Source organism: Pseudomonas knackmussii B13 (assembly GCF_000689415.1).
GTDB classification, from domain to species: Bacteria; Pseudomonadota; Gammaproteobacteria; order Pseudomonadales; family Pseudomonadaceae; genus Pseudomonas; species Pseudomonas knackmussii.
The window spans coordinates 4,618,718-4,637,536 of sequence record NZ_HG322950.1 but is presented as its reverse complement, the minus strand read 5'-3'; the positions used below and the strand labels follow the sequence as shown (position 1 = coordinate 4,637,536).

The following is an 18,819-nucleotide window of genomic DNA, read 5'->3' as shown; positions in this document are numbered from 1 at the left end:
GATGCAAAACCAGTTGCTGCGTATGAGAGCCTAAATCGGCTTGCCTGGTGAATTGAAGCGAGGCCGTGCAGGGGCGACTGTAGGAGTGCCAAAGCCAATCTTGCTTTTCTGAGCGGCTGCGGCGTTTAGATCGGCTGGGCTAAGGTGAGCCAGGCTGATCTTTAGTCCGAACTTTTTGAATACGGCTTCCAGTGTCGCGAGAGTCGGATTGCCGCTATCGACCTCCAACTGAGACAGCGCCCGTTTCGAAATCTTGCAGGCCATAGCGAAGCGCTCCTGGTTTACGCCCAGGACGTTTTCCCGAAGACGTTTAACGGCGCCGCCGAGCGTCAGCTTTCCCTGGGCGACGTCATCGGCCACAGCCTGAATGAAAGCCTTACGTTCTTCCAGGGTCATCTCTTTCACATCAACCCCCATTCTTTCAGGCGAGTATCCAGGTTGTTGAGCGGAATGATCTGCGCGTTGCGCACGCTCTCTGGCAGGTTCACTAGCAGATCGGGTAATGCCCGAAAGCGTTGCGCAGCCTGACGAACACCTTCGTAAACCTCATCACCCGTCTGCGTATCGAAAATCGAGTGGCACGCTTCCCACCAGTCCGGTGCGCCCGCTTTCTCGCCCTCCCATTTGAGCACCCTGGAAATTCCGTCAGGGTCGAGAACCATGGGGGCTAAATCGTAGATAGGCGCAAGCTTCAACTTGCCGCCGTCTCGAATGATCGAGATGTTTCGGCCGTGGTTGTCCGAGTTGCCCAGGATTCGGTTCAGTAGATCCCTAGAGATGTACTCGATAGCCAGATCGAGGATTTCATCATCCTGCCCGGCCGCGAACCAGGTCTCGAGGAGGCGGATCATTACGAACTCATGCCCCAGGAATGCACCATTCTCAGTGACGCCACACACCGAGTAGATCGACTCGATCGGATGGCGAAGAATGCCGTGCGGGGTAACCTCGCGGTCAAATCTGGGCATCCAAAGGCTTGGCCTGTGCTCACCGTCATCGATCAGCTCCAGCCCATTAGTCGAGATGGTGTTCATGCCGATCTCGGTGATCGCGCGGTAGTACTGGTACTCGGCTCTCAGGATGTCTTTGTCGATAGCCGCAGCTCGGCCTCTGGGGAATTTCACGAACCAGTGTCGCGTGGTCTGGTCGACCGGCAGCGTGGCCTCGGCGAACATTAGGCCGTTGTGGTTTTCCGCCAGTAGCAGCTTAGGGGCTTCACCGCCGGCCCCCGTCGCTCCGCCGATGGCTGCGCCTTGCTCGTAGGCATATTCGAGAAAGTCGGCGTTTCGTTCGGCCACTTCCTGGCGGGTGAACCCCATCGGCTCGCCTTCATCGAGATAGGGAAGCGACTCCTTGATCCGCATGTGCCCGATTGGCGACGGTGTGCACCGTTCCAGAAGGAACAGCTCGAGGGCAACGTCATCCGGTTTGATGGCCGCGAAGCGTTTTTTCAGCGAACGGAACGCCGCGCCTGCCGGGATGATGTCCAGCAGGAATGCTGGGTATCCTTTCGAGGAGCTGATGTTCATGTCCAGGCGGTGCACAACGCTCACCGAGTGCGCGAGGTATGAGTCCTCGTGTTCCATGTTTTTGAGATAGAAATCGATGAGGTAACCACTGATGCAGGTTCCCTCGCGAGGATCGATGGGATCCTCAAATTTCAGGCTGTAGGCGTCTTGCCAGGTGCCATCGGCGAATACTTGGACGGTGAGTTCTTTGGGCATGACCAAACCATGAGTCAGCGCACTATAATGCGTTGAACTATAGCCTAATCGTAGGGATAGCGCATTATACTGCGCTCAGGCGGCGTAAATGTTTGGTTTTGGCGCATTATAGTACGCTATTGAATGCTTTTCCTCGCCCGCTGGCGCATTTTAGTGCGCTGTGAAGAGGCTTGGAAAACTACCAGGGAAGCCTTAAGAGCTCACTCGCGGGTCAAACGGGCTCCATCGCGCACCAACCATGCTCCAGTGGATCGCTTACAGCGAAAGTCCCGGAAGAGGGCTGGTGGTTGAATCGTGCTCCGTGCTCGCCGGCTGTACTGGCTTCACCGGCTTGGCGGGCGATTTCGCTACAGCCGTAGACGATCTCCAAGACCTCGTCTACGGCAGCCTGAACAACCTGCCGACGTACATGGTTTGAATATGGACCCAAGGATCCCCTGGCTCCTGTCCAAGATGCCCTTACATGCCGGCAGGCGCAGTAGGTTGATGCAGCGATCAGGGGCCGTTGCAGGTCGATGGCCCCTGGTCCCAATTGCTGTGGTTAATTTCCTTAGTTGCTTCTGTGGTGCCGCTCGTAGGCAACAGCGTCATCCGCTTCACGCATCATCTCGTCGAGCTCCACCTGAGCTGCGCGTGCGCTTCTTGCCGCCAACCGAATCCCGTACCACTCATAGTTGTGGGGTTCGTAGCGTACGAGGTAGTAGCGCCGCAGATGCGAGCTGTACCAAATCCCCCACTCCTCGGAGTGGATATCAGCGTGATCGCCAACTGAACGTAGGTCAGTAGGAAGGCGCAGCCCGAACCCAGCAAGGCTGTCGGGCCCAAACCAGTACCCACGGACATTGCGGATTTGGGTTTTGTCGCCAGTCGGTCCTTGTGTGAACTGCATTATGTCTCCAGTAGGGTAGGCATTCAGATTCGCTCATGGCATCCAGCGGTAGGCGAATCGTCACCGCCGCGACCACTTTTGTGTACGCGGCGAACCCCTAGAGAAATAACCGGTGTTTTCTAGGTGGTCAATGGGCTGGAGTGGCCTGCGGCGCGGCCTCCAGGGACGATTTGGGGACTTCGCGCGATGCCATAGGGCGCTGGCTGCTTTTGCCTGAAGTGTGACTGGAAAGTCACATGTCGGTCACTGAGGGATTTTCGACCACCTGCTCATCGCCTGGCTCACATGAGCACGGTTCGTTCATCTAGAACGAACCGTGATCGCCCCAACGAGTTCGTCAGCGAAGGGCAGCATCCTACCCAAAGCTGCCTGTTACAACAGTCGATGCAAAGGGCCGCCAAATCCAAGGTCAAACGCTTGAACGACGCCTTGAAGCCATCATTGATGGGCTAGTATGCGCCCCACGGCCTAGAGGACGCGCCATTGGTCTGCTGATCGTGCTCTTCCAGCAAAAAGGTGAGGTAGCTGCGCGCAAGATTGCAATACAGACGCGCCTCGTGCGGCTGGATTGCGATGCCCTCTTTGAGATCGGTTCCGTGGCGGACCCCGCCTCCCGTTGGTGATGAAAGATAGCCGTGCAAGGTCGTCATCCAGGTAAGAATATTTTCCTGCGCCTTGCCGCGCTCCCGCTTTTTCATCTCGCTAATGATGGGCCCAAAATACTTCCCCTGAATCGTGACTGGGTCCTCGCCCATGCCCCGAAAGGCTGTCGTGATCGACTCCAGAAGGAAAAGAATTTCTTGGACCGCGCGCCGGCCCTGACCTGCATCGAGCAGCCGTTCAGATTCCGCCAGGCATTCGTCGATAAGCGCGCGGGCCTGTTCATCCAGCGAGGGCGCCCAACGCGGTACGGTGATCGGCGTATAGGTGCGCGTTGCGATTAAATCAGGCAGTTGAATTTCATAGCCCGCATCATGTTCTGCCAAGATAGCGTTGACAATCTGGAGGTCCGGCACACCTAAACCGGATTGTTCGAGATCCACGCAGCAATTCCAAAAAGCCTCGACAAACACAGGCGCATTCTCAGCAGAGCTCTCCATGACCCGATATAGATCACTCCACGCCCAGTCCAGGCTGCTGCTTCGACCAGTCCCGCCGAAGCGTTTTTTGCATTGCTCAACCGCGCCCCATACTTCCCCCTGAGCCGCAATTTTTTCGATTAGATCGTAAAAACCACGGACAACGCCTTGCGGGATTGGCCCCGGAGATTTGAAGCGCCACGATTTATCGAAATTCAGCAAGCTACCTGTCCTCGCAATCATCCAGAAGCCCGTGCCGCCCCTAAGGTACAACGGTCGCCTGAACTTCCAAAACTCTGCGCATCCGGATGACCGTTCATGGTCGGGAGTCGCCGGTCGTGACCGGCAGAGACCGGCCAGAAGCGGTCTAATCAAAATCTATTTGGCTTGCCTCCTTCTGAGACTTCAATACCTCTAGGAAAACCGGGGCGATTCAAATAACGCCCGCTCCTGGCCGGATTCGTTTACCTGCGGGCGACTGCCATGGGCCGAGCAGGGATCGACCTAACAGGGACACTCACAGGCTCGAGCTTTTGCCCCATAGCCATAGACACACTGCCATCACCTTCGTAACCTCATGGCAGGTCTTGTCGCTATTTCTCCACTGCTCGGGTCGCGCGCTCAAAATTTGACTCAACTGGCTCAATCGGGTTGCGTGTGAATACGAAATTTCATGCGACACAAGTGACAGGAAACAATCCCTCATGTATGTCGCCTATTTATAGTTAGGTCATCATTACCCATGCACGATCTGCTCCCATCACTCGTTTTAGACAGCCTGAGAGACCGCTACCTCGCTGGAGTTGCTGACGCGGAAGCATTTTTTGACCTGCACCGAGCAGACGAAGATTCAGTATCGGGTGCACTGGGGCAATCAATTGCAATGCGCGATCCAGTAGTGTTCTCAAGCTCTGAAGGCACTTATGTCGTGAAGATTGACTATCGGAAAATCCGCGGTAGAGGGCCAGGGGCTCCCGAGCGGAAGTACGGGTCCGATGGACTCTTTCAGATCGAGATAGCCGACCAGCTAGGTGCCGTCATTCTTCGAAAAGGTCTAGTCTTCCAGTCAAAGATGAACTGGCGAGGTAAAAAGACAGATTTATACAAGCAAGCTGTGCTCATGGAGACGAAATTTGGCGGAGGGCTCATCGTAGATTTCTCATCTACCGGGTACAAAGCGTGCACAGCCCTCGCGGCTATTGAGAGCAGAGGTAGCCGCCCCATAGCGGAAAAGCTCGGTGCAATGCGTCCTCTCGGTCAATTTCTAAGTCGCGACTTTCTAGACTGCTCCATCGGAAAGAAGGGCCTTTTCTTTGATCCCGTAAGTGAAAGATTTTACCTAGAGAATTACTTCGTCTCAGGTGTGCACTTAATTACGACCTCCATCATGGTGATGCGCGATGGCGCAGCTTAATAACTTCTTAAAAAGGATGCACGTAGATAAGTCTGGTAATGTTTTATGCGGTGGCGAGGCCAAATTATTATCAGGATCCAATATTAAATCAAAGAGCGCAATCATTGTCGCGCCGAGCGGAAGGACGCAAACATGCAAGGCAATTATTTTTTTGATGCTGATCATTGGTATTCAAAAGCCCTTAGAGATTATATTGCCCTAAAAGATTTGCACGAGATTTTCTCAAGCAAATCAGCAATTGATGCGCACGCCAATTCTCAAACCTTGATATCATTTGGTGAGGTAAATTACGATATTGACATAAAGAAAAAGATAGACGAAGAATTCAAGCGCTCGCTCACTGAATCACTGGATCATTTTTCAGCGCTAACAATCATGGCATTGGCCACTACGTTTGAGGTGGCTGCGAAAGACTTCTTTAGAAATGCGTTCATATCAAATCCAAAGTTGATGCACGACCACCTTAAGCTAGATGATAAGAAAGGATTGGTTTCGCTAAACGAAATCCTGGACGCTGGAGACTTTAACGGATTAATCAAGAGCCTCTCCGAAAAGGCATCAAGCTCCGCGACTCAGGGTAAGTATGGGAGTGTGCTGGAACGAGCCTTCAAAATATGCAAACTGGAAGACAGCAGCAACCTAAAAAATCGCATTAACGGCGCTCAGGCAGATAGAAACATAATCGCTCATGAAAAGAAAGTCGCTGGCCGTACGTTGAAAAGTGCTGAGGATACGCACGCCGTAATTGCCGAAGCTTTAGAAGCGCTGGCAAAGTGCGCATTGAAAAAGAATATCCCCGGCCGATATACCTGCGTTAACTCGATACGCACCCTGTCTCTTGAATGCATTCACATGTGCGAAGTTGACGCCTCCTAAACGCGGCTGATAGAAGTTATCGACAAGTTTCTAACTAATAGGATACAAAACTCTCTTCGTGCCCCAAAGATCCGGCGTAATACAACGCGCACTGATTTTCCCTACAGGCGCACGACCGGCGAGCGGAGGGGGTGTCGCATCTCAAATCCGCCAGGAGCCCAACTGACCGGCCGAAAGGGGGGGGCGGTGAATTGCGTCCCCTCTCTGGATTTCCGGATTACATACGCGCCTGCTTTCGACGCAGGATTTCCGGCCACGATAGGTGGCAATCGGCCAATTGCAGCCCTTCGCGACAGGCGCCATCGGCTGTAGATTCAACCGGTCGCTGGACAGTCCGTCCGCAGAAAAGTAGCGTGCAATCAAAATATCACCAATTAGAGTTCTCTCATGGCTTCTATGGATGTTCAGGAAGAAGTTCGAGACTGTGGGCACGAACACCTGGGAGGGAATGCAATGTTCTCCGTCTACGACCCTCATGCCCCCAAACGGACAGTCAACGTCAGCGTGAATGGCGACTTGCTTAATAAAGCTAGGGACTTGGACATCGACTTCTCTGAGGTATTGGAGCGGGCGCTGATCGAAGCCCTGAAGGAGAAGCAGCATGAGAGGTGGTTGGAAGAGAACCGCCAATCGATCAAGGCCTACAACGAACATGTCGACGCTTGCGGGGTGTTCAGCGACGGACTACGAAATTTCTGAGACCCTAGCTCGCCGCTCACAAGAAAGAGGCTAGTGGACTAGGGGGCGTCGTTATCCAACGCTTCCTGATCATCGGGGGAACTCAACGCCAGCGACTCCACCCGCCAAAAAAGCAAAGGGGCCACGAGGGCCCCTTCAGCAGTTAGATTCGATTAGCGCAGAGCGCTCTGCTCGGCACTGGAGACCCGCTTGATCGGGAACTGATTCTGGCGTTTGCAGGACACTGCCTGGAGCGTATTGGCGTCGGCCATGTTGCCCTCGATAGGACCCATCATGAAGTCTTCTCGGCTGCGCTGGATCAGCTGTTTCGGCTTGAGTACCACGTGACCGCCGATGTTCGAGCCAACCACGGTGTACTTTAGGTACTGCGGTTGGCCAGCGTAGATCAGATGGTTCTCAACGACACCATTCACGGCGCCCGGCAGATTCCCGTCCTGCAGAGTTATGGTTATCGACTGCTTGCTCATCTGTAGCTGCGGGCAGATGAAATCGCCTTTCCAAACGCCTGCCATGGGCTTCTGCCCCATATCGAGGCCCAGCGGAGCGCCTGCGCAACCTGCTAGAAGCAGCGATGCGGCACCGGTGATGAGAAGGCTCTTGAGTGCGTAAATTCTTTTCAGACTCACTTACTGCATCCTTGTTTTTGCAACCAATAACTGCCTGGGGTTGGATTTTTCTTAGTAAAAGCTCGGCTCTAGCTGTTCATCCAGTTATCGGGCGAATTTCGCTTTGGACTTGAAAATAGAGGCTCAACTTCTTGTGTGAAGTTGTCTATGTTTCCCTGCTGCCAGTTTTCGGGGGTGGAGAGTTTGGCAAGGGCTTTGCCGCCTCGAAAAATAAAGAATACGGCGGTAATTACCCAAATCCAGAAAGATGCGGAGTCTTGGTTCCTATGTCCGACCAGCGCAGGCAAGAAAAAGTAAGTGGCGGCCCATGCAATTGAGGCGTTTAGGATGCTGCCGAGTAGCACGCCGAGGCCATCTCTCGCTTGAGACTTTGGTTTGTGAATCTCACCAGCCTCATTCTGTACGGAGATGATCATTATCGGATCTTTCTTCTTCGCTACTACAAACCAGACGCGATGCTCTTTTCCATTCCCCGCACCTTGGAAGTAGTTGTACATCTCTGAACTGAACATGACCTTTGGGGCAGATCTTCCGTTGATCTTCGCACTTGCTGTCACTGTATTTGTTTGAAATGGGGTCTGCGGTTTGCCAATGCCCGTTATGACGCAGTTGCTATAAAAGTATTTGGCCACGTTATCTTCCTTTTAGGTTTATTCGCCTACCAAGGCTGGGCTCATGCAGCTGGAAACGGCTGGTTTGAGTGGGTCCAAACGCCATTGGCAACATCGGCTTTCCCGTAAGCGCCGCAGGTAGGACGCCTGCATGGCGTGTGCTTGTGGCAAAGCGCTACCACGTAAAATATCCGAAAATCAGATATTTGAAAATCAGATATAGGTTGCTGGGCTGACCCTCAAAGGCCGGCCCTATGACGAAAGCGATTTACCGGGAGGAGTACGGCGTCTTCCTCGCTGTCCTGAAGCGACGCCGCCTAGAGGCGGGCCTTACGCAGGAGACTTGTTCGACTGCCTTGGGCCGACCTCAGTCTTTTATGAGCGATGTTGAGCGGGGTGTCCGTCGGCTGGACATCATCCAAATTCGGGATCTGTGCAAGGTAATGGGCTGCGATCTACCCGAGCTAATAGCCGAGTTCGAATCCGAGCTGCGTAGGAGCTGAGATTACCGTGCGCCCCGGGTTGAGGTCGTCCTAGCGAGTTACGCAGTGCCTTGTCGCTCGAACACCGGCTGGGGCAAAGGACCATGGTTCGTCCTGGTTAAGACGAACCATGGTCACCGGCAGCTACCGACCCAAAGCAGACGTTAGGGAAGGCAATCCGATCACCGTATTTTTCTCGCGTAACCCTAAAGCCTGATTCGGATGCAAGGAGATCAATGAACGGACACTCAAAACGATGCACCTTATGGGAAACGCGACTTCCTTCATTGACTTTCTTGGTTGCATTCTCTTGTCGTAATCTCTCAAATGGACAATACGAGCAACACTTCATGGAAACGACCAATGTACGACTTACCCGCAGAACTCAACATAGATGACATCATTGGATCGGAAATCAACCAGATAGGTATTGGCCGGTACGACGTTCAATTCCACTTTGACTCTGGACGATACATCTGTTGCCAGAGCCCTGTCGTGGTAATGAAGGATGATGAGCTGATGTCCTCTTGGAGTGAGGAGTGTGGATGGACGACAACTGCGTTTTCTATTTTGCTCAAATCTCCGGTTGCCAGCTATTGCGTAGAGCCGCGCCAACTGACCATACGTTTGAGTAGTGGTGTTTCCCTATGTCTGCAAGCTACATCTGATCAATACGAATGTATTCAGATTTATCCTGAGGGGTACATTTTCTAAGTTCACAGCTGTGCGCCCACCGTGGGATAAAACTGAGGCGGTCTAAATTACGGATGCGATCTGTCAGTCTTCGGAGCTGTGGGATGTCCGCTCTTGGCCGATAGCTGCCCTTGAGCGGCATGTGCGACGTACCAATCACAAGTACCCCCTCCAAGCATTGAGTTCTTCGCACTCGAGTGCTGGTCGTTGAAAGCTGGAATTGATCTCCAAATGCGCATCTCCAGATCCCACCAGGATCAGCTTACAACTGTGCCTCAAGCGCCGATCGATGCTGCGGGGCAGCGATTTTCAGCAGGCATTCCACACGCTGGCGCAGGTTCTTGCCGCGCAGGTCGGCGACGCCGTATTCGGTGACGATCAGCCCGGCATCACTGCGCGGGATGGTCACCGGGCCAGTTAGCCGGGTGACGATACGGCTGCTGGCGCCGGCCGTGGCGGGCAGGGCGATGATCGGCAGACCGCCGCGCGAGCGCGCCGCGCCGCGCAGGAAGTCCAGCGCGCCGCCCACTGCGCCAACGTAGCTGCCAGCGGCAACTTCGGAATTGACCTGGCCGGTGAGGTCCACTTCCACGGCGGAGTTGATCGCCACGAGCTGGTTCAGGCTGGCCAGCACATCGGCGTCGTGGGTGTAAGCAGTGGAGCGCAACTGGATCGTCGGGTTGTCGTGGGCAAACTCGTGGATCACCCGGCTACCCAGCAGCACGCCGCCGACGCTGCGGCCGCAGTCGCGGTTCTTGCGCGCATTGGTGATGACGCCGGCCTGCATCAGCTGCGCGACGCCATCGCCGAGGCTGCCCGAGTGCACGCCCAGGTCGCGGTGCTGGAGCAGAGCGCCGAGCACGGCGTCGGGAATGGCACCGATACCCATCTGCAGGGTGGCACCGTCGTCGATCAGCTCGGCGATCTGCGCAGCGATCCGGTTGTCCGCTTCGCGCAGGCGCGCGGGCGGATTCTCCAGCGGTGGGCGGTCGGTGTGGAGGACAGCGTCGAGGTCATCGCTGCCCAGCGTGCGTTCGCCAAAGGTGCGCGGTGCCTGCTGGTTCACCTCGGCAATCACCACCCGCGCGCGGTCCAGTGCGGGCAGCAGGTATTCGTGGGCGATGCTCAGGCTATAGCGGCCATTGGTGTCTGCCGGGGCCAGTTGCAGCAGCAGGACGTCGATGCGCAGCGCTCCACTCTCGATCATCGCCGGCAGCTGCGAATAGTGGCACGGCAGGATGTCGAGTACCCCGGCGTTGCCCAGCTCGCGGTTGGCGCCGGCGCCGCAGTATGCGAGCAGGTCGACGTGGTCGGCGTGCTCGGGCCGGCAGGTGGCGTTGTTGGCGATGCCGAGCATTACCCGGAAGCGGCCGATGCGCGCGCGCTGCGCCATCAGTGCCGTGGTCAGCGGCAGGGGCTCGGCGTTGGCCTGGCCCCAGAGTACGGTGTCGCCGGGACGGATCAGTTCACTGAGGTCGAACGCATCCGCTTGCAGCAGTTTCATGGCCGCATCCTGAATAGTCGGGGGAGGAAAGGCTGCGGCGGCCCGTGGCGGGCCGCCGCGCAACGCTTGAGCCAAGGCTCAGGCGATGGAGGAGGGGTGCTTCGCCAGCGGGGTGACCTGGATGGTCATGAACGGGAAGAGGGGCAGACTGGAGAGCAGCGCATGCAGCTCGTCATTGCTCTCAACGTCGAACACGCTGATGTTCGAGTACTGGCCGACGACGCGCCACAGGTGCGGCCATTTCCCCGAGCGCTGGATGTCGGTAGCGCGGGCCTTCTCGGCGGCCTTGATCGCCTCGACTTCCTCGCTGGGAATGTCGCGGGGAATGTTCACGTCCATTTTTACGCAGTACAGCATGGTGGTTCCTCGGGTTCAGGATTTGCTTTGGGACAGCTGGGCGCTGCCGGAGGCTTGCGGCTCGTCGTCGTTCAGGGCCTTGGCGTCGACGTCCTGCAGGCGTACGCCACGGGTTTCCGGGAGCAGCAGCACGGCAGTGACGGACAGCGCGTAGGCCACCAGGCAGAAGGTGCCGATGGACTGGGCCAGGCCGAGCTTCTCGGAGAGCACGCCGACGCCGGCGATGGACAGCGCGCCGAGGGATTTGCCCAGGTTGTAGGAGAAGCCCATGCAGGTGGTGCGTACGTGGGTGGGGAAGAGTTCGCTGAGGAACGGGCCGAGCACCGCGAAGATGCCGGTGGCGAAGGCGCCCACCGGGAAGGCCATAACCATCAGCAGCTCGGTACTCATCGGCACCAGCATGTAGACCACGGTGAAGATCCACGCGCCGACGCTGAACAGCAGCAGGGCAGGACGGCGGCCGTAGCGGTCGGCGATCCAGGCGGTGACCATGAAGCCGGCGAAGGCGCCCGCGCACATGATCAGCATGGTGAAGATCACCGGACCGGGCTTGAGGCCCCGTTCGGAGACCATCAGCGTCGGCAGCCAGGCCATGATGGTGTAGGCGGCGGCTTGCAGGCCAGTGACCAGCACGGCGGCGAGCAGGGTCAGGCGGATCACCGCGGGACGGAAGGCCGACAGCATCGAGGCCTTTTCCTCGACCTTGGCGGTGGCCTGCTGGTAGATCTCCGGGTCCTTGACGTGACGGCGGATGAACAGCACGAAGCCGGCCGGGATCACGCCGACCCAGAACGCTACGCGCCAGGCCAGGTCCTGCGGCAGCCAAGCGAGCAGGCCGGTCATGATCACCGCGGCGCCTGCCCAGCCGAGGGCGAAGCCGCTCTGCACGAAGCCCAGCGCCTTGCCACGGTGTTCGGGACGGATGACCTCGGCCATCAGCGCCGCGCCCACCGCCCATTCACCGCCAAAGCCCAGGCCCTGCAGGGTGCGGATCACCAGCATCTGCTCGTAGCTCTGGGCGAAGCCGGCGATGAAGCCGAACAGGGTGAACCAGCAGATGGTGAAGATCAGGATGCGTACGCGGCCATAGCGGTCGCTGAGGATGCCGGCGATCCAGCCGCCCAGGGATGCCGAGAGCAGCGCGGCGGTGCCGACCACGCCGGCCTCGCCCTTGGAGATCTGCCAGACCGCCATCAGCGCCGGCAGCAGGAAGCTGAACATCTGCGCGTCGTAGGTATCCAGCGCCCAGCCGGAGAAGCAGGCCCAGAAGGTCTTGCGCTCCTGGCGCGAGCCAGTCTTGTACCAGTCGAACATGGTGATTACCGTCCTTATTGTTATTGGGTGTCGGTTCGTGGCGGGGCCACGATTGCAGCGTTTGGGTGAGGCTCGTCTTGCGAGCTGACCGCCAGGCGGGCGGGGTGTCAGTTCGTGGAACGAGCATGCGGCAGATTGCTTCGCGCGCCCATTTGCCTTTGCGAAAGCCTGCCTTTCGATCGTGCTAAGCGGTCAGTCGGTCCTCGGCGAAGTCAGCAGGTCCTGAGCCAGGCTGGCCACCAGGCGCCCGTCGCGGCGGTAGATGTGCGCCTGGGCAAGGCCGCGCCCGGCAAGGCCTCGGGTGGCGTTGCTGACGAACAGCAGCCAGTCGTCGCAGGCAGGCTCCGGGGTGTGGAACCACACCGTGTGGTTGAGGTTGGCGACGTAGTGGTGCTGCCAGGCGTCGCCGCCTTGAGCTGGCGGCGCGAGGCCGATGTGCAGCCAGCAGTCGGAGAGGTAAGCCAGGGCCGCATGTTGCAGGCAGCGTTCGGCGGTCAGCGGTTGCAGCAGGCGGACCCAGTAGAGGATTTCGCTGGGTGGCGCCGCGCCGTCGAAATACGCCTGGGGATCGACCAGGCGAATGTCCAGCAGCGGCTGCCCGGTGAAGCGCACCTGCAAGGCGTCGGCCTGGCCGGGGTAGCGCTCGGCCAACTGGCGCAGGTCCGGCAGGCTTTCCGGGGCGGGCACGGGGCGCTCCAGGCGTGGAGTGGGCTCCTGCGGCTGGCCCGGCGTCTGGAAGGTCACATGGGCGCTGAGCACCAGCGCCGTACCCTGCACGCCATAGACGTGGCGGGTGGAAAAGCGCCGGCCATCCTGTAGCGCCTCGACCTTGTATTCGAGCGCATCGGTGGGCCGGGCACCTTGCAGGAAGGTCGCCTGCAAGGTGCTGGGTACGCGTTGCGGCGTGGTCCGGGCGGCAGCCCAGAGCGCCTGGCCGAGCAGTTGCCCGGCATAGATGCGACCGTTGACGTTGCGGTCGTTGACCGTGCTGCGGAAGGTATCCTGCGGGCCGTCTTCCAGGCTCAGCAGTTCCGTCAGGTCGCCCTGGTCCCAGGCTCTGGAGTGATGGTTGGCCATGGCGGCGACCTCAGGCGGAGCTGCCCAGGGCGCGTTCGGCACTCGGGCTCAGGGCGCGCGCGGGGCGGTCGGGCAGGGTGGAAAAATCCAGTCGGATCGGCGTGACCGCCTGTAGCGTCTCGGCCGTGGTTTCGCCCACCAGTTCGAGGACCTGCACGTCTTCGGCGGTGATCTCCAGGGTGGCGAGGTCGGTGTAGACGCGGCTGACGCAGCCGATCCCGGTGAGCGGATAAGTGCAGCGCTCGATCAGCTTGCTTTCGCCGTTCTTGGCCAGGTGTTCCATCATCACGAAGATGCGCTTGGCGCCAATGGCCAGGTCCATCGCGCCGCCGACGGCGGGAATCGCATCCGGCGCGCCGGTGTGCCAGTTGGCGAGATCACCGTTGGCCGCGACCTGGAAGGCGCCGAGCACGCAGATGTCCAGGTGGCCGCCGCGCATCATGCCGAAGGAGTCGGCATGGTGGAAAAACGCAGCACCGGGAGCCAGGCTGATCGGTTCCTTGCCGGCGTTGATCATGTCCCAGTCTTCCTCGCCGGGCTTGGCCCCGGTCCAGCGGCCGAGCACGCCGTTCTCGCTGTGCAGGAAGATGTCCTTGTCCGCCGGCAGGTGGTTGGCCACCAGCGTGGGCAGGCCGATGCCGAGGTTGACGTAGGCGCCTTCGGGGATGTCGCGGGCCACGCGGGCGGCCATGGCGTTGCGGGTCTGTTTGTCCATGTTCAACCTGCCTGGCGCTGATCGGCAGCGGCGCTGCGCTGCACGATGTGTTTGACGAAGATGCCGGGGGTGACCACGTGTTCCGGGTCGATTTCACCCAGTTCGCAGACGCGACCCACCGAGGCGATGGTGTGGCGCGCGGCCATGGCCATCACTGGGCTGAAGTTGCGCGCGGTCTTGCGGTAGGTGAGGTTGCCCCAGCGATCGCCAAGCTCGGCATTGATCAGCGCGTAGTCGACATGAATGGGCGACTCCAGCACGTAGTGGCGACCATCGATGAGGCGGGTTTCCTTGCCCTCGGCCAGCAGCGTGCCGTAGCCGGTGGGGGTGAAGAAGCCGCCGATGCCGCAGCCGGCAGCGCGCAGGCGTTCGGCGAGATTGCCCTGGGGGACGATTTCCAGCTCGATCCTGCCGGCGCGGTACAACTCCTCGAAGACGTGGGAGCCGACCATGCGCGGGTAGGAGCAGAGAATCCGACGCACCTGACCGGCCTTGAGCAGGGCGGCCAGGCCGGTGTCGCCCTGGCCGGCGTTGTTGCTCACCAGGGTGAGGTCGCGTGCGCCCTGGGCGATCAGCGCGTCGATCAGGTCCTCGGGCATCCCGGCGCCGCCGAAGCCGCCCACGGCGATGGTCGCGCCATCGGGAATCTCGGCCAGCGCCTGGGCGGCGCTGGGGCAAAACTTGTCGATCATGACTGCGGGTCCTTTGTCGTTTTTATCGCGGACGGACGCGGCTTTCGAAAGCCCTCATCGCCCCTGGAAACCAGCTTGCCAGTGCGTCTGGAGGGCCACAATTTCAGTCTGCGGAAGGGGCGTTTAACCGCCGGTTAAGAGGGCGCACCAGCCTTGTGCAGTGCGGGCTGGCGCACTTTGGTAAGGGCTCAGACGGCGGCCACGCCGACAGTCATGCCGCCGCAGACATAGAGCACCTGGCCGGTGACGAAACCGGCGCGCTGATCGAGGAAGAACGAGGCGGCCTGGGCGATGTCGTCCGGCACGCCGAGGCGCTTGACCGGCACACTGTCGATGATTGCCTGGGTGCGCGGGCTATCCGGCGGGTTGGCGCGCTCGAACAGCTCGGTGCGAATCGGCCCCGGCCCGATGGCGTTGGCGGTGATGCCGTGGCGGCCCAGTTCCAGCGCCCAGACGCGGGTCATGCCCAGCAGCCCGGCCTTGGTGGCGGCGTAGGCGGTGCGCAGTTCCTTGCCCAGCGCGGCGCGCGAGGACATGTTGAGGATGCGCCCGAAGCCGGCTTCCTTCATGCCCGGCAGCAGCGCCTGCATGCACTGCAGCGAGCAGCGCACATTCAGCGCCCACACCCGCTCCAGATCCTCGAAACTCTGCTCGTCCGCCGGGTTCGGGCAGACCATGCCGACGTTGTTCACTAGGCGGGTGATCGGCCCGTCGGCCAGGGCCTGCTGCAGCGCGGCTGCGGTGGCGGCGGTGTCGGTGAGGTCGGCGATCAGGCCGTCGCCGATGCGGTCGATGATCACCGGCTCATAGCCGTCCTCGCGGCAGCGTTGGGCGATGGCGGCGCCGATACCGGAGGCGCCTCCAGTGATGAGTACGCGTTCTTTGGGCACGTGGGAACTCCGTCAGACGGTGGCGATGGGGTTGAGCGGCGCGCCGACGGCGCCGGGCAGGCGCAGCGGCGGGGCGGTCAGCAGGAAGCGGTTGCGGTCGTTGGCGCGCAGCCATTGGGCCAGCGGCGTGAGGTGCCACAGCTCGCCCAGGTGCACACCGAGCTTGAACAGGCAGTGATGGTGCAGCGGCATCACCGAGCAGCAGTCGCCGGCGTGGCCGGCGGGGAAGATTTCCACCGAGTAGTTGTCGGCGGCGATGGCCACCAGGTTGCTGTCGGTGATCCAGTTCAGCAGGCGGCTGTCGTTGCCGTCGAGCACGGCGGCCAGGCGTTCCAGCTCTGCCGGGTCGGGGTTGCGGTTCATTCCCAGCAGGGCTTCGGCGTAGCCGGTGTGCAGGCAGACGATGTCGCCGGCCTCTACTTCCACGCGGTCGGCTTCGAGCACGCGCATCAGCTGGTCGTAGCCGACATGGGTGCGGCCCAGGCCGTAGTGGTGGTGCAGGTCGATCATCACGCCACGGCCCTGCACGCAGGTCTCGGCCATCCGCTCGATGCCCAGGGCGTGGGCGCAGGAAGTGCTGTGGGGCTTGATCGGCCCGGCGATGCCGCAGTCCTCCAGCTCGCTGGGGCCTTCGACGTCGCCGCCGGCGCTGAAGCCGTTGTAGTACAGCGGCTCGGGCACGCCGTCATCGTTGGCATCGAACAGCGCGCCGACATGGGAGAGCGCATCCCATTGGGTGGAGTACTGCAGGTGGAGAATCGCCAGGTCGTCGCTGAGCACGTCGGGGCGGCCTTCCTGGATCCACTGGTACTGGTAGTTCATGTTGACGCCGCCCTTGCGCAGCAGCGGGCGCAGGATCGGCGGCAGGCGGTTGACGTTCATCGCATTGCCGCCGGGGTAGTCCAGCGGCAGGCTGAGGCAGAAGGCCAGGCCTTCGCGTACTTCGGCGATGCCCTGCAGCACCTTCTGTGGCGTCAGCAGGTTCAACCGGCCTTTCTGGTCGTCGGGGCCGAAGTCGCCCCAGTTCGAGCCTTCGGGGCGTTTCTTCCAGCGTGGTTCGGCCATGGTCGATGGTCCTTGTTCTTATAGGTGGCGGGGCGTCCGGGGTGGCGTGCGTCCCTGTGCTGCAAGGCTCCCAGACTCGTCGGAGGCGGACAATTGGCCTCTTCGAAAGGCGGGCTTAACCTGGGATTAAGCCGCCCGGTAGCAGTCGATCAGGCTGTCGGCGAAATCGCGGGCGAAGGCCGAGAGGCCGTCGAAATCCTGCGCGCAGAGCTGGAAGGTGCGCACCGCCCAGGGGTCGAGCAGCTTGCAGGAACCGATCTTCTGGCTGCCCTTGAGGCGCTCGAATCCGGCCTGGGGCACGATGGCGATGCCGGCGCCGGCCTCGACCATGCGGAAGATCGCGTCGGAGCTGGCGACCTGCACACGGATGGTCAGCGGGATGTGCAGCGCTGCCGCCGCGCGGCTGAGGAACACGTGGATGGCGCTGCCTTCGAGCAGCGAGACGAAGGCGTATTGCAGTGCCTCCTTGAAATGCACCTCGCCGCCTTCGAGGATCGGATGGCCTTCCGGGGCGATGACCATCAGCCGGCTGCTCACCAGCGGTACGCTCTGCAGCCCGTCGGTGACCACGCTGCCGGAGACGATGCCCAGGTCCGCGCTGCCGTCGCGGATGCAGCGCACGATGTCGTCGGAAAGGCGCTCGCGCATGTCGATGTGCACGTCGGGGTGGGTCTTGAGGTACTCACCCACCACCGGCGGCAGGTACTCGGTGATCGCGGTGGTGTTGGCCAGCAGACGTAGCTGTCCCTTGAGACCTTCGGCGTACTGCTGCAGGTCGCCGGTGAGCATCTCCAGCTGCGAGAGAATGATGCGTGCGTGCTGCAGGTAGGTCCTGCCGGCGTTGGTCAGCGTGACGCCCTGGGGCGAGCGCTCCAGCAGACGCATGCCGAGGTTGTCCTCGAGGTTCTTGATGCGGTTGCTGGTCGCCGGCACGGAGAGAAAGGAGCGTTCCGCGCCGCGGGTGAGGCTGCTGGTTTCCGCGATGTTGATGAACAAGCGGAAATCCGTGATATCGAAATGCATCGCCATGGTCAGGTACTTCTTGCCAAGTGGTATACCACGGTACTGGCTGGCGAATGGCCTGCATAGACGGCATTCGTCGGCCCGGCGCCGTTCTGGTAGCCCACGCCCGCGCACATCCAGATGCGTGCGCGGGCGCAGGTCACCGGCTCACCAGTGGGCCGCCTCGAAGGCGAAGCCCGAGCCCTGACGGCGGATGAAGCCGCAGTGCGGTTCACCGAAATGCACCGGGAGGATCAGTGCGCCGGAGTCCGCTGCGTCGTTGAGGAAGGCCAGGCGTGTCTGACGGGCGGTATCCTCCCAGATGCAGTAGCCGGAGTTGATCTGCGGAAGGACGATCTGTACCGGGCTGTGCAGGATGTCGCCGCAGAAGATGCCTTCCTCACCGCCGGAACGCACCTTGAAGATCACCTGGCCGGGGCTGTGGCCGGGGGCCGCCTGCACTTGCAGGCAGTCGGCGATTTCCTCGCCGGGCACCATCATCCTCGCCAGGCCCGCATCGACGATGGGCATCACGCTGTCGAAGAAGGATTCGCCGAACACATCGATGACGCCGCCTTCCCTGTTCTTGCCCTGGTGGCAGAAGTCGAAGTCGTCCTTGGGGAAATGGTAGGTGGCGTTGGGGAAGGTCGGTTCCCAGCGGCCATCCTTCCAGGTGGTGTTCCAGCCCACGTGGTCGGAGTGCAGGTGGGTGATCACCACCTGGGTGACCTTTTCCGGCGGCGCGCCGGCGGCAATCATCCACTCGCGTACCAGGCCGTTGAGCATGTTCATCCGTGCGATGCCCGGGCGCGGCTTGAAGTTGCCGACGCCGGTGTCGATCACCACGATCTCGTTGCCCACGTGCACGATCCAGAACTGGATGGTGACGATGAGCCTGTTCATGTGCTCGATCCAGTGGTTGGGCGCCATCAGCTCGCGGTGTTCGGCCAGCACGCCCTGTTCCATCTGCGGAAACAGGAAAGCCGGGTCGTGGGTCGGGCCGGCGTACTCGAGAATGCGGGTGACCTTGATGTCACCGATCATGCGCGACTGCATCATGGGGCGAGGTTCCTCATTGTTGTTCTTGGGTTGAATGTTCGGCTGTCACGG

The 18,819-nt window shown here is 60.2% G+C and carries 20 protein-coding genes; 4 read left to right on the top strand and 16 right to left on the bottom strand.

Annotated elements, in window-relative coordinates; translation table 11 throughout:
* Nucleotides 1-30: 30 nt before the first annotated feature.
* The 4 genes from PKB_RS21715 to PKB_RS21695 form a co-directional block, all read right to left on the bottom strand.
* Nucleotides 31-396, bottom strand: a complete 366-nt coding sequence (locus PKB_RS21715) for a helix-turn-helix domain-containing protein (RefSeq protein ID WP_084166819.1) — start codon at nt 394-396, stop codon at nt 31-33.
* Nucleotides 397-401: 5 nt separating this feature from the next.
* Complete coding sequence (locus PKB_RS21710; RefSeq protein ID WP_043254421.1) at nt 402-1,724, bottom strand: type II toxin-antitoxin system HipA family toxin; 1,323 nt, start codon at nt 1,722-1,724, stop codon at nt 402-404.
* Nucleotides 1,725-2,274: 550 nt separating this feature from the next.
* Nucleotides 2,275-2,613 carry a hypothetical protein gene (locus PKB_RS21700; RefSeq protein ID WP_043254417.1) on the bottom strand — a complete coding sequence of 113 codons (339 nt, stop codon included), beginning with the start codon at nt 2,611-2,613 and terminating at the stop codon, nt 2,275-2,277.
* A gap of 449 nt (nt 2,614-3,062) precedes the next feature.
* On the bottom strand, nt 3,063-3,914 hold the full coding sequence (locus PKB_RS21695; protein ID WP_043257628.1) for a hypothetical protein: 852 nt from the start codon (nt 3,912-3,914) through the stop codon (nt 3,063-3,065).
* Between the two features lie 520 nt (nt 3,915-4,434).
* Here PKB_RS21695 and PKB_RS21690 point away from each other — a divergent pair.
* From PKB_RS21690 to PKB_RS21685, 3 genes are all read left to right on the top strand, one after another.
* Complete coding sequence (locus tag PKB_RS21690) at nt 4,435-5,106, top strand: hypothetical protein (RefSeq protein WP_043254415.1); 672 nt, start codon at nt 4,435-4,437, stop codon at nt 5,104-5,106.
* A 132-nt stretch (nt 5,107-5,238) separates the two neighbouring features.
* Nucleotides 5,239-5,982, top strand: a complete 744-nt coding sequence (locus PKB_RS29680) for a hypothetical protein (protein ID WP_156958059.1) — start codon at nt 5,239-5,241, stop codon at nt 5,980-5,982.
* A 453-nt stretch (nt 5,983-6,435) separates the two neighbouring features.
* A complete protein-coding gene (locus tag PKB_RS21685; RefSeq protein WP_043254413.1) occupies nt 6,436-6,681 on the top strand; it encodes a type II toxin-antitoxin system CcdA family antitoxin in 246 nt (81 codons plus the stop codon).
* A 152-nt stretch (nt 6,682-6,833) separates the two neighbouring features.
* On the opposite strand, the gene PKB_RS21680 is transcribed toward PKB_RS21685, so the two are convergent.
* Nucleotides 6,834-7,307 (bottom strand): hypothetical protein, encoded by a 474-nt coding sequence (locus PKB_RS21680; RefSeq protein WP_043254411.1) that lies wholly within the window; start codon nt 7,305-7,307, stop codon nt 6,834-6,836.
* A 68-nt stretch (nt 7,308-7,375) separates the two neighbouring features.
* Complete coding sequence (locus PKB_RS29675) at nt 7,376-7,939, bottom strand: hypothetical protein (RefSeq protein ID WP_156958058.1); 564 nt, start codon at nt 7,937-7,939, stop codon at nt 7,376-7,378.
* Nucleotides 7,940-8,172: 233 nt separating this feature from the next.
* Between PKB_RS29675 and PKB_RS21675 the strand changes: the two genes are divergently transcribed.
* Entirely contained in the window at nt 8,173-8,421 is a 249-nt protein-coding gene (locus PKB_RS21675; RefSeq protein ID WP_043254409.1) for a helix-turn-helix domain-containing protein, read from the top strand.
* 934 nt (nt 8,422-9,355) lie between these two features.
* Here the strand turns inward: PKB_RS21675 and PKB_RS21670 are convergent.
* From PKB_RS21670 to PKB_RS21625, 10 genes are all read right to left on the bottom strand, one after another.
* Nucleotides 9,356-10,597, bottom strand: a complete 1,242-nt coding sequence (locus PKB_RS21670; protein ID WP_043254407.1) for an acetyl-CoA hydrolase/transferase family protein — start codon at nt 10,595-10,597, stop codon at nt 9,356-9,358.
* Nucleotides 10,598-10,675: 78 nt separating this feature from the next.
* Entirely contained in the window at nt 10,676-10,954 is a 279-nt protein-coding gene (gene catC / locus PKB_RS21665; RefSeq protein ID WP_043254404.1) for a muconolactone Delta-isomerase, read from the bottom strand.
* Between the two features lie 15 nt (nt 10,955-10,969).
* Nucleotides 10,970-12,268, bottom strand: a complete 1,299-nt coding sequence (locus PKB_RS21660) for an MFS transporter (RefSeq protein ID WP_017516697.1) — start codon at nt 12,266-12,268, stop codon at nt 10,970-10,972.
* A 192-nt stretch (nt 12,269-12,460) separates the two neighbouring features.
* Nucleotides 12,461-13,345, bottom strand: a complete 885-nt coding sequence (locus PKB_RS21655) for an acyl-CoA thioesterase (protein ID WP_043254401.1) — start codon at nt 13,343-13,345, stop codon at nt 12,461-12,463.
* Between the two features lie 10 nt (nt 13,346-13,355).
* Nucleotides 13,356-14,060: a 3-oxoacid CoA-transferase subunit B gene (locus tag PKB_RS21650; protein WP_043254399.1), complete on the bottom strand. Its 705-nt coding sequence runs from the start codon at nt 14,058-14,060 to the stop codon at nt 13,356-13,358.
* Between the two features lie 2 nt (nt 14,061-14,062).
* Nucleotides 14,063-14,752 (bottom strand): 3-oxoacid CoA-transferase subunit A, encoded by a 690-nt coding sequence (locus PKB_RS21645; RefSeq protein ID WP_003126463.1) that lies wholly within the window; start codon nt 14,750-14,752, stop codon nt 14,063-14,065.
* A gap of 188 nt (nt 14,753-14,940) precedes the next feature.
* On the bottom strand, nt 14,941-15,642 hold the full coding sequence (locus PKB_RS21640; protein WP_043254396.1) for an SDR family oxidoreductase: 702 nt from the start codon (nt 15,640-15,642) through the stop codon (nt 14,941-14,943).
* Between the two features lie 12 nt (nt 15,643-15,654).
* On the bottom strand, nt 15,655-16,707 hold the full coding sequence (locus PKB_RS21635; RefSeq protein ID WP_043254394.1) for a cyclase family protein: 1,053 nt from the start codon (nt 16,705-16,707) through the stop codon (nt 15,655-15,657).
* 126 nt (nt 16,708-16,833) lie between these two features.
* Nucleotides 16,834-17,703 (bottom strand): LysR substrate-binding domain-containing protein, encoded by an 870-nt coding sequence (locus PKB_RS21630; protein WP_242411183.1) that lies wholly within the window; start codon nt 17,701-17,703, stop codon nt 16,834-16,836.
* Nucleotides 17,704-17,877: 174 nt separating this feature from the next.
* Nucleotides 17,878-18,768: an MBL fold metallo-hydrolase gene (locus PKB_RS21625; protein ID WP_043254391.1), complete on the bottom strand. Its 891-nt coding sequence runs from the start codon at nt 18,766-18,768 to the stop codon at nt 17,878-17,880.
* Nucleotides 18,769-18,819 lie beyond the last annotated feature (51 nt).

Bases quoted from the DNA above. Each gene is read 5' to 3' on its own strand.
- PKB_RS21715 (WP_084166819.1), bottom strand. From the start codon at position 396: ATGACCCTGGAAGAACGTAAGGCTTTCATTCAGGCTGTGGCCGATGAC.
- PKB_RS21710 (WP_043254421.1), bottom strand. From the start codon at position 1,724: ATGCCCAAAGAACTCACCGTCCAAGTATTCGCCGATGGCACCTGGCAA.
- PKB_RS21700 (WP_043254417.1), bottom strand. From the start codon at position 2,613: ATGCAGTTCACACAAGGACCGACTGGCGACAAAACCCAAATCCGCAAT.
- PKB_RS21690 (WP_043254415.1), top strand. From the start codon at position 4,435: ATGCACGATCTGCTCCCATCACTCGTTTTAGACAGCCTGAGAGACCGC.
- PKB_RS29680 (WP_156958059.1), top strand. From the start codon at position 5,239: ATGCAAGGCAATTATTTTTTTGATGCTGATCATTGGTATTCAAAAGCC.
- PKB_RS21685 (WP_043254413.1), top strand. From the start codon at position 6,436: ATGTTCTCCGTCTACGACCCTCATGCCCCCAAACGGACAGTCAACGTC.
- PKB_RS21675 (WP_043254409.1), top strand. From the start codon at position 8,173: ATGACGAAAGCGATTTACCGGGAGGAGTACGGCGTCTTCCTCGCTGTC.
- PKB_RS21670 (WP_043254407.1), bottom strand. From the start codon at position 10,597: ATGAAACTGCTGCAAGCGGATGCGTTCGACCTCAGTGAACTGATCCGT.
- catC (WP_043254404.1), bottom strand. From the start codon at position 10,954: ATGCTGTACTGCGTAAAAATGGACGTGAACATTCCCCGCGACATTCCC.
- PKB_RS21660 (WP_017516697.1), bottom strand. From the start codon at position 12,268: ATGTTCGACTGGTACAAGACTGGCTCGCGCCAGGAGCGCAAGACCTTC.
- PKB_RS21655 (WP_043254401.1), bottom strand. From the start codon at position 13,345: ATGGCCAACCATCACTCCAGAGCCTGGGACCAGGGCGACCTGACGGAA.
- PKB_RS21650 (WP_043254399.1), bottom strand. From the start codon at position 14,060: ATGGACAAACAGACCCGCAACGCCATGGCCGCCCGCGTGGCCCGCGAC.
- PKB_RS21645 (WP_003126463.1), bottom strand. From the start codon at position 14,752: ATGATCGACAAGTTTTGCCCCAGCGCCGCCCAGGCGCTGGCCGAGATT.
- PKB_RS21635 (WP_043254394.1), bottom strand. From the start codon at position 16,707: ATGGCCGAACCACGCTGGAAGAAACGCCCCGAAGGCTCGAACTGGGGC.
- PKB_RS21625 (WP_043254391.1), bottom strand. From the start codon at position 18,768: ATGATGCAGTCGCGCATGATCGGTGACATCAAGGTCACCCGCATTCTC.